Origin of the sequence: Longimonas sp., from assembly GCF_040409695.1 — a bacterium.
GTDB lineage: Bacteria > Bacteroidota > Rhodothermia > Rhodothermales > Salinibacteraceae > Longimonas.
Genome location: NZ_JARWGJ010000113.1, coordinates 1 through 8,372, shown reverse-complemented (window position 1 = coordinate 8,372; position 8,372 = coordinate 1). Strand labels below are relative to the sequence as shown.

7 protein-coding genes are annotated in these 8,372 nt (G+C 60.7%); 1 reads left to right on the top strand and 6 read right to left on the bottom strand.

The annotated features are described in order from the left end of the window. Both PPP56_RS07215 and PPP56_RS07210 read right to left on the bottom strand, forming a co-directional pair. Positions 1-510: protoheme IX farnesyltransferase (locus PPP56_RS07215; RefSeq protein WP_353563366.1), on the bottom strand; the 510-nt coding region annotated here is incomplete at its 3' end. Positions 511-573: 63 nt separating this feature from the next. Then, a complete protein-coding gene (locus PPP56_RS07210; RefSeq protein WP_353563365.1) occupies positions 574-1,611 on the bottom strand; it encodes a COX15/CtaA family protein in 1,038 nt (345 codons plus the stop codon). Between the two features lie 222 nt (positions 1,612-1,833). On the opposite strand from PPP56_RS07210, the gene glmM reads away from it, so the two are divergent. Continuing rightward, positions 1,834-3,222 (top strand): phosphoglucosamine mutase, encoded by a 1,389-nt coding sequence (gene glmM, locus PPP56_RS07205; protein ID WP_353563364.1) that lies wholly within the window; start codon positions 1,834-1,836, stop codon positions 3,220-3,222. Between the two features lie 250 nt (positions 3,223-3,472). On the opposite strand, the gene PPP56_RS07200 is transcribed toward glmM, so the two are convergent. The 4 genes from PPP56_RS07200 to PPP56_RS07185 all read right to left on the bottom strand — a co-directional run bounded on the left by PPP56_RS07200 (position 3,473) and on the right by PPP56_RS07185 (position 8,209). Beyond that, positions 3,473-5,089, bottom strand: coding sequence for an alpha-amylase family glycosyl hydrolase (locus PPP56_RS07200; protein ID WP_353563363.1), 1,617 nt, complete (start codon positions 5,087-5,089; stop codon positions 3,473-3,475). Positions 5,090-5,154: 65 nt separating this feature from the next. Beyond that, positions 5,155-6,681: a hypothetical protein gene (locus PPP56_RS07195; RefSeq protein WP_353563362.1), complete on the bottom strand. Its 1,527-nt coding sequence runs from the start codon at positions 6,679-6,681 to the stop codon at positions 5,155-5,157. Positions 6,682-6,847: 166 nt separating this feature from the next. Continuing rightward, entirely contained in the window at positions 6,848-7,576 is a 729-nt protein-coding gene (locus tag PPP56_RS07190) for a type 1 glutamine amidotransferase (RefSeq protein ID WP_353563361.1), read from the bottom strand. Between the two features lie 42 nt (positions 7,577-7,618). Then, the gene (locus PPP56_RS07185) at positions 7,619-8,209 is read right to left on the bottom strand and encodes a Uma2 family endonuclease (RefSeq protein ID WP_353563360.1); all 591 of its coding nucleotides are present in this window, start codon (positions 8,207-8,209) and stop codon (positions 7,619-7,621) included. Between the last annotated feature and the right edge of the window lie 163 nt (positions 8,210-8,372).

The window sequence follows — 8,372 nt, the reverse complement described above, 5'->3', positions numbered from 1 at the left end:
CAGCGTGTTGTACGTGGTGTAGCGCTTCAGCGGTGTGTACACGTACAGGTAGAGAATGGCCGTTAGCGCTGCAAGTACGGCCGCGGGCGGGTTGACAAGCGGACAGAGGAGCCCCACTCCGGCCAGCACCATCCCCGTACCGATCCACTCGGCCTGCTGTACTGGGATGCGCCCAGATGGAAGCGGGCGGGCTGCCGTGCGCTTCATCGTCGCATCCAGGTCATGCTCCATGCAGTGATTGAGCATCCCAACGCCTCCCGCACACAGGCCCACACCAACCAGCGTGTAGAGCAAGACGGGTAGATTGAGTGCAGCCGGGCTCCCCAACAAAAAGCCCGCAAATGCCGACACCGTCACGAGAAACGAGATCTCAGGCTTGGTGAGCGTAAGGTAGTCGCGTAGCAGTCCCCTCAGCGAACGGTCTGCCCCTGTATGCTCAGCTGCTTCGGCAGCAAGAGCTACCGATTGCGTATGCGACGAAGAGTTTGACGAAGAGTTGGTACGAGCCATGTGTAGCGGAAGGCAATAGAAAGAGCAGGTCCGTCGTGTATCCAACATGCCGCGTGCGGCATGCTACGATGACGACTGCGACGCAGGAGGCTCAGCAGAAAGTAGCGGCTCACTGTGGGGCGCACCCGTGTCGCCAGCAAACGCCGGCTGGACTTCGTCTGTAGTTGGCACAAGCCGGTGCGACCAGAGGGCCAGCGCGATGGTGGACACGAAGAGGATGGCCCCGACCACAAGATGGCTTACGGTGAGCAGCACCTGTGCCGTACTGCGCACCTGCAGCGCCGTTTCGTGGATCAGCACCAGATAGGCGGCAAGCCCAAGGGCAAATTGCACACCAACAGCTACAAGCACAACCCAGGCGCTCAAGCGCACAGGCTGGCTATCAGACCAGTGTTTCTGAACGTAGACGAAAGCCGCAAAGATAAGCCCTGTAACGACAAAAGCGCCTGCAATGTGCAGGATAGCAAAGCTTCCGGAGAGCGTCTGCGTAGAGTGGCGCAGCATAGCGCCCACCACAATCTGGATGTATACGCCGATGGCTGCTGCCCATGCCAGTGCACGCATGGTGCGCCCACGCCCGGTATTCGGGAGCAGTCCGCGCCGGTTCCGCCACGTATCGGTGGTAAAGATGGCCATGCTTACCAGCAGCGCAAAGAAAAGCTGCGCTGTGCAGGCATGTACGGCAGCGAGCACCGATGAGAGCTCCGTGACCCGCAGACCGCCAAGGATGCCCTGAGCGGTAACGAGAAATAGCGCAAAAAGCCCCAGCTTTCGCATCCAGTTGCGCGAGTCCGCCCACCACGTCCAGCCCGCAAGCACCATTGTAAGCATACCTACCAGGGCCCCAAGCAGCCGGTGTCCGTGCTCAGCCAACACCGGTATGTTGAGCCACCAACGTACGCTTGGATCGTTCGGATCGTACATCCCCGTTCGGAACGGATCGTACGACCCGAAGGTGGCTGGCCAGTCGGGCACAGCAAGGCCTGCCTCAATACTCGTTACCCAGCCGCCCCACGAAATGAGCGTTGCGGTAACCGCGATAGTCAAGTATGTAAAGCGGCGACGCCATGTCCAGCGCCAGCGGGCCGTGTGCTCACTCATAATGCGTTCTTGCAGCGGACGAGAAACGGGGACTTTAGATGTGCTAAGATACCCTTCACAGGAATGTGACGTTCCGTTAAGAGCGGTCGAACGAGATCCTCTTTTGCGCGCTCGCGAACAAGGACGCCTGCTGCGGCTACGCAATGACGCACCGTACTTTAAACGGCTGCTATTTCGCTTTGGGATACCTCTCGTTCTACTCTAACCATATTATAGCAGCGTATGTCTTCTTCCGTCCTTATCGAATCGGTATCGGGGATCCGCGGCATCATCGGTCGCGGATTTGGCCCGCATGTGGTCTTGCGCTATGGAACGGCGTTTGGGCGCTGGTGCCGTGCACGTGCTGACGCGCTCGACCGCAAACCGCTCGTCGTTGTGGGGCGCGATGCACGCCCGAGTGGCGCTGCGTTTCAGCGCATCCTCATGGGCACGCTGCAGAGCATGGGCTGCGACGTACTCGATACCGGACTCGCCCCTACGCCTACCGTCGAAATGGGGGTGCTACAGCACGAAGCGGTTGGCGGCGTGATTCTCTCCGCCTCGCACAATCCGCTCGACTGGAACGCGCTCAAGCTCCTCGATCATAACGGTGAGTTTCTGGATGCGGAAGCCGGACGTGCGCTGCAGGAGGCCGACCCTTCTACCACCTCGTCGGTGCCCCACAACGAGATGGGTAGCTACACGATGGCCAATCTCGTACCCGCTCATGTTGATGCGATTCGCAATCTGCCCTACATTGACCCGGATGCGATTGCCGCGCAGGACTTCACCGTTGTCGTAGATGGCTGCAACTCGGTAGGCGGCCTCGCGCTTCCGTTGCTCCTCAATGAACTCGGGCTGCGCGACGCCAACATCGTCCGCCTCTACTGCGAACCCAATGGGCAGTTTGAGCGTCCCCCAGAGCCGCGCCCCGAACACCTCACCGATCTTGCCGCGGTCGTTCGTAACCGCGATGCCGACCTGGGCCTGGCGGTCGATCCTGATGCAGATCGCCTGGCGCTTGTCGACAACAGAGGACGCATCATTCTCGAAGAGCTTACGCAGGTGCTTGCGGCCGACTTTCTCTGGAATCGACGCGATGGCGCGTTTGTTACCAATCTCTCGTCTTCGCGCGCTATCGACGACGTAGCTGCGCGCCACGGGCAGCCGGTGCATCGCTCTGCTGTCGGTGAGATTAACGTGGTCCAGAAGATGAAAGCGGTAGAGGCCGTTCTTGGAGGCGAGGGCAACGGCGGCGTTATCCTGCCCGACCTGCACTACGGGCGCGATGCCCTTGCAGGCACGGCTCTCCTGCTGCAGCACCTGGCCGACACCGGGGCTACGCTCGCCGAACTCCACGATGCCATGCCGCACTATGCCATGGCAAAGGATAAACTGCCTCTCGACGGCCTTGACGTAGACGCGCTCCTTGCGCAACTGCAGGATACGTACGCTGATACGCCCCATGCTACTATCGACGGACTCAAGATCGACCTACCAGACGGGTGGGTACATCTGCGTGCGTCAAACACAGAGCCCATTTTGCGGGTCTACACGGAAGCGCCCACACAGGGAGAGGCTCAGGCGCTCGCCGATCGCTTTAAAGACGAGCTCCGGGCGCTCGCGGCGTAGACCTACCGCTCTGTCGCACCTGGGTAGAGCGCAGACCCGCTGGTGAATGAGACTGGCGAATAAGACTGGCTCACAACGCAGTGCTCTGTCACACCTGAATGTTAGGAGCCGAAATTGTCATCGCGAGGAGAGAGCCTGCGACCGACGTGGCGATCTCGTGTGCCTGTTAGAGGCGGCTTATCCTACTTATGTGCACACTTGTGGGCACAAGACTGCACCCCAAGAGCACCCGTTCGCTCCGCTCACAGCGCTACGCATCCGCCCGTAGCAGAACGCCTTCGTTCGGACGCAGGCGCACGAACGCCTTGTCTATCGAACCGGTGTTGTCTACATCCCCACCATCCATGTACGTGGATACGACGTGCCGGGCTTGCACTGCGGATTCAGGGAGCGGCACTGTTTTTTCTGTTCCGCGAAAGTTAATCGCAATCCAGAAGCAGTGAGCCTCGCCAGCGCGCTCGTAGAGAAGTACCCCGTCGGGCGCGCTGAGGGTGCGGCACGCTCCCCGCCGCAGCGCGCGATGCGTTGCGCGTAGCTGAATCAGGCGGCGCACAAAGTGCAGCATGGAGGTGTCGTGCTCGCGCTGCACGTCTACATTCCTTGTCGCGCTCGACGGGCTTACAGGCAGCCACGGCGCTACATCGTCGGGACAGAATCCGGCGTGGGCACCTGCATCCCACTGCATGGGCGTGCGCACCGGATCACGCCCCAGCCCGAGACCGGGCGAGAGCAGCTCCCACGGATCTTGCACCTGTTCAGGAGGGATGTCGACATTTTCCATGCCAATCTCGTCGCCGTAGTACACTGTGGGGGTCCCCCGCACGGTAAGCAGGAAGAGATAGCCACAGCGCGCCTGCTCGCGTCCGGCCCGCGTGGCGAACCGGGGCTGGTCGTGATTGCTGAGCACCCAGTTCGGCCACCCATGGTCCGGAACCTCGTGCTCGTACTCGTCCACAAGCGCCTGTACATTGTCAGCTTCCCATGGCGTAAACACCAGCCGGAAGTTGAACGGAAGATGAAACTCCGGCTGCTCGGGAGTGCCGTAATGCTCGACCAACTCGGGGATCTTGAGATTCATCTCTCCAATCAGCACCCGGTCGTCGTACTCGTCGACCACGCTGCGAATCCACCGGTTGAATTGGTGCACGTCCGGTACGTTCTTCGTGTGCTGCTCCACTACCCGAAACGACGGATCCATATCGGGCGTCCAGTCGGGGTTGACCGGGTTATCGCGAAAGTCCGGGTCTTTCATGACGCGGTACGACACGTCGACGCGAAATCCATCGACGCCCCGGTCGAACCAGAAGCGCAGCACGTCTTGCATGGCAGCACGCACCTCCGGGTTGCGCCAGTTCAGGTCGGGCTGTTTTTTCAGGAAGGTATGCAGATAATACTGCCCGGTCGCCTCGTCCCACTCCCAGGCCGACTCGCCGTCGAAGCGGCTGAGCCAGTTGTTGGGCGGCCCGCCATCAGGACCAGGGTCTTTCCAGTAGTACCAGTCGCGCTTGGGGTCGTCGCGGCTGCTCTTCGACGCCTGAAACCACGGATGCTCGTCGGAGGTGTGGTTTGGCACAAAGTCCATGATCACCCGCAGGTCTTTGCGGTGGGCCCGGGCAATGAGCGCCTCCATATCCACGAGCGTGCCAAACATCGGATCGATGTCGCAATGGTCCGAGACGTCGTACCCGAAATCCGCCATCGGCGACGGGTAGACCGGCGATAGCCAGATCGCGTCAACGCCCAGCCATTCCAGGTAGTCGAGCCGCCGTGTGATGCCGACCAGATCGCCAATGCCGTCGGCGTTCGCATCCTGAAAACTACGCGGGTAGATGTGATACACAACAGCGTCTTTCCACCAGGTGCTCATACGCTTATGCAGTAGTCATTAGGGGTGTAGGGATACGGATGATCTGTGCTCGTTTTCGGCGTTTATCACGTACCCACGTCAAACCCTTCGGCGAAGCGCTCGGCTGCGTTACGCAGGCGCTCCATACGCGTGGTATCTGACACGAGTGCATCGTGAAGCCTGCGGCTCCGGTCGGCCACAGATGCTTCTTGGTACGAGTAAGCAATATTTCGGACCTGGTTCGTCCGCGCTTCAGCCTGGGCGCTGCCGTATTCATCATCCTGAAGCGGACGAGCAGCTCCCCAGTCGATGTGTATGAGTCCGGGCGCGCTGTTGCCATGGTCGTGCTCAAGGGGATGCGAACGCTCCGGGTCAACCATGAAGTTGTCTGCGTGCCAGTCGCCATTCTCCACCCCGACGCGCTCGCACACCAGCTGATGAAACAGAACCAGCTCGTAAACGTGGGGCGTGAGGCGGTTGGGATCCTCCAGCACGTACTCGCGCAGCGTTGGCCCGTCTACGTAGGGCTCGTTGATGTACCCGAGGCTCGACACCAGGACCACGTCGTGCCCGAACAGCTGGTTGAGCGGCTCGACCAGCCCCTCCTCCAGAATCAGGCGCAGGCGCCCGGCGGCGGTTACCAGCGCGCCATCGCGCGTGAGGACCGGGCGGTTTTCGGCGCGCCCGTTGTACGTATCTGCTCCCAGCTCGATCTCGTGGAAGGGTTCTGGGCCCGGCTGCTTTGCCACCAGGTCGAGCTCAGGCGCAATAAGCACCGTGCTACACCGATGCCGCCCCATGATATACTCCCCCTTCAGAATAAGCATGAGTCCGGTATCGGATTCGACGCGCTGCTGCCAGTCTGCGAGCATGTCGGCTTCCCCGGGGGTCCCATCGGCGACCGCCGTACGACGGCGCATCTCAATGCGCACCATCTGCCCGAGTAGCTCGTCGATAAGCACCGCCTGCGGGACCGCCGCCGCCGTCTCGTCGGGATGCGTAAGCTGCCCCTGGGCGGTGATCTCTTCGTAGAGGGCATCGGCGTAGGCGGTCATGCCGGCTGCTGCTCCGTTGAAGTCGTACCCGGTGCGCCAGTCGTGCAGACGCACGATCCCCGCCGCTGCTTCGCTTGCCGATTCCGTGCCGAGCTCCGTGGCCAGCCGTGCCCTAACCTGGTCAGGATGGGCCCCGAAGTAGTGCAGTTCATCGCCGTACTCCGCGAGCACATCGGCTTCTTCGAGCAGCGGGTCGTCTTCTGACGCGTTCCATGCGGCCCGCATCACCCCAAACCAGACCGGACTCCACCCGCCCATGTTGCGCGTGAGGTAAGCCGGGTCGTCGCGCAAAAACTCGGTTGGCACCAGCCGGTCGGTCGTCGTCTCATGCAGATGGCCCCTCGGGTTGTCTCGGCCGAGCAGGCTGTCGAGCCCGGGTGCGCGTCGCATCTGGTCGACCCACTTTCGTTCAGCGCGCACGGTCGCACGGGTCGCAAGCACCTGCACAGAAGCGCCTTTGCGCGTGGACTCGGGGGGCATCAGGAAGGTGACCACAGCTTCGCGGTTGAGAGGAATACAAACCACGCGAAACGGCGCCAGTGCGGAATCAGAAGGCATGTAGGGTGGGGATTATGGCATGACGTCGCAATGCAGTCCGTGCTGTGCGCACGGGTTAGTATGTGTTCACATACAGATTCGCATACAGAGTAGCAAGCACAACGATTGCACGCAAGCCACCTGCTGCTATTACGCGTGCTGCTATTCCTGTACTTCGCCTACCTCGTTATGCCTCATCCCGTTTTGCGCGTAACATTGCTGCTGTACGCAGGAAGTTGTTCAAGATTTGCTTGGTAGACTGGGCAGCGCGCACCTGCTCTTCGGTAACCGTGTCGAGCGCTGCTTTCAGCTCATGCATGGGGAGCTCCTTACGCTGAATCATGTCGCGCGCTGTACGCATGTCATACTCCGGATGGAACTGCACGCCGTACGCATGTCCCTTTCGCAGCGCCTGGATGCCCGCCTCGTTGCGGGCCAGCACGCTCACTTCATCGGGCACGGAAGTGACCTCGTCGGAGTGCGTGGCAAACGCAACGAATGGATTGGAGAGGCCCGCGAGGAGCGCATCAGACGCGACGTGCTCCACCTCCACATATCCCAGCTCATACGCTCCCCGGTCTTCAACCGTACCCCCCATCATCTGAGCCAAGAGCTGATGCCCCCAGCACACCCCGAGCACCGGGAGCCCCGCGTTGAGCACCCGGCGCGTCCAGGTAGCAAGCCGCGCAATCCATGGGCGGTCATCGTACACCGAGGACTGCGACCCGGAGATGACGACGGCATCGAAAGGGAGCGAAGGTATTGCGTTTCCGTTAGTGGGAAGCCTCGGGAGCGACTCGCCCTGCGACACGCGCACGATGGTCAGGTCGGCCTCCAGCTCACGTTTAAAGTTGCGCTGCACATGCGTATCGCCCAGCGACGCGTCAATAAGCACAACGTGAAGCGAATCGGGCATAGTACACAGCTAATAGATCAGGCGATAGGCGAAAGGGGGATGCTACGACGCAAAGAGTGATTTCAACTTGACCGTCAAGCCATCCAGCAGGGCCGAAGCTGCCGTACCGGACTCCACCTGCCGCACATGTTGGGTAAAGCCCGCGTCGGTGTTCGCATGGATCTCCACGGTCCGCGACGTTGGATCTACGACCCAGTACTCCTGCACGCCATGCATTTCGTACAGCCGCTTTTTTGTCGTGAGGTCGTGATGGGCCGTCGACGGCGAGAGCACCTCCATCACCAGGTCGGGGGCTCCGTCGATTACCTGCTCACCGATTACGTCCAGCCGTTCTTGCGCTACGAATACCAGGTCGGGTTGCACGACATTGGTATCCGAGAGCTTTACGTCGATGGGTGCTGACAGTACTTGCCCCATATTGTGATCGTCAACCCGCGTTGCCAGCGCCAGAAATAAACGTGCGTGCACAATTTGATGATACGAAGCAGGCGAAGGCGACATGACAAGCGATCCATTGATGAGCTGGTAGGGAGCGCCTTCTGGCAACTGAACATAATCAGCGTAGGTGTAGCGCTCTTTCTCAGGGAGCGACTCGGGTGGTGCCGTCGGCGTGGCGGTCACAGTCGGTTCCATAGTCCTGCTGGTCAGTGAGGAATACTCAATGGGGAAGACATGGTGTGTGTATTGGTACGCTACAATGCAAAAAGCGTATCGATCTCAACGGCCAAGCCATCCAGCAGGGCCGAAGCTGCCGTACCGGACTCCACCTGCCGCACATGTTGGGTAAAGCCCGCGT

Bases quoted from the DNA above. Each gene is read 5' to 3' on its own strand.
- PPP56_RS07200 (WP_353563363.1), bottom strand. From the start codon at position 5,089: ATGAGCACCTGGTGGAAAGACGCTGTTGTGTATCACATCTACCCGCGT.
- glmM (WP_353563364.1), top strand. From the start codon at position 1,834: ATGTCTTCTTCCGTCCTTATCGAATCGGTATCGGGGATCCGCGGCATC.
- PPP56_RS07210 (WP_353563365.1), bottom strand. From the start codon at position 1,611: ATGAGTGAGCACACGGCCCGCTGGCGCTGGACATGGCGTCGCCGCTTT.
- PPP56_RS07190 (WP_353563361.1), bottom strand. From the start codon at position 7,576: ATGCCCGATTCGCTTCACGTTGTGCTTATTGACGCGTCGCTGGGCGAT.
- PPP56_RS07185 (WP_353563360.1), bottom strand. From the start codon at position 8,209: ATGGAACCGACTGTGACCGCCACGCCGACGGCACCACCCGAGTCGCTC.
- PPP56_RS07195 (WP_353563362.1), bottom strand. From the start codon at position 6,681: ATGCCTTCTGATTCCGCACTGGCGCCGTTTCGCGTGGTTTGTATTCCT.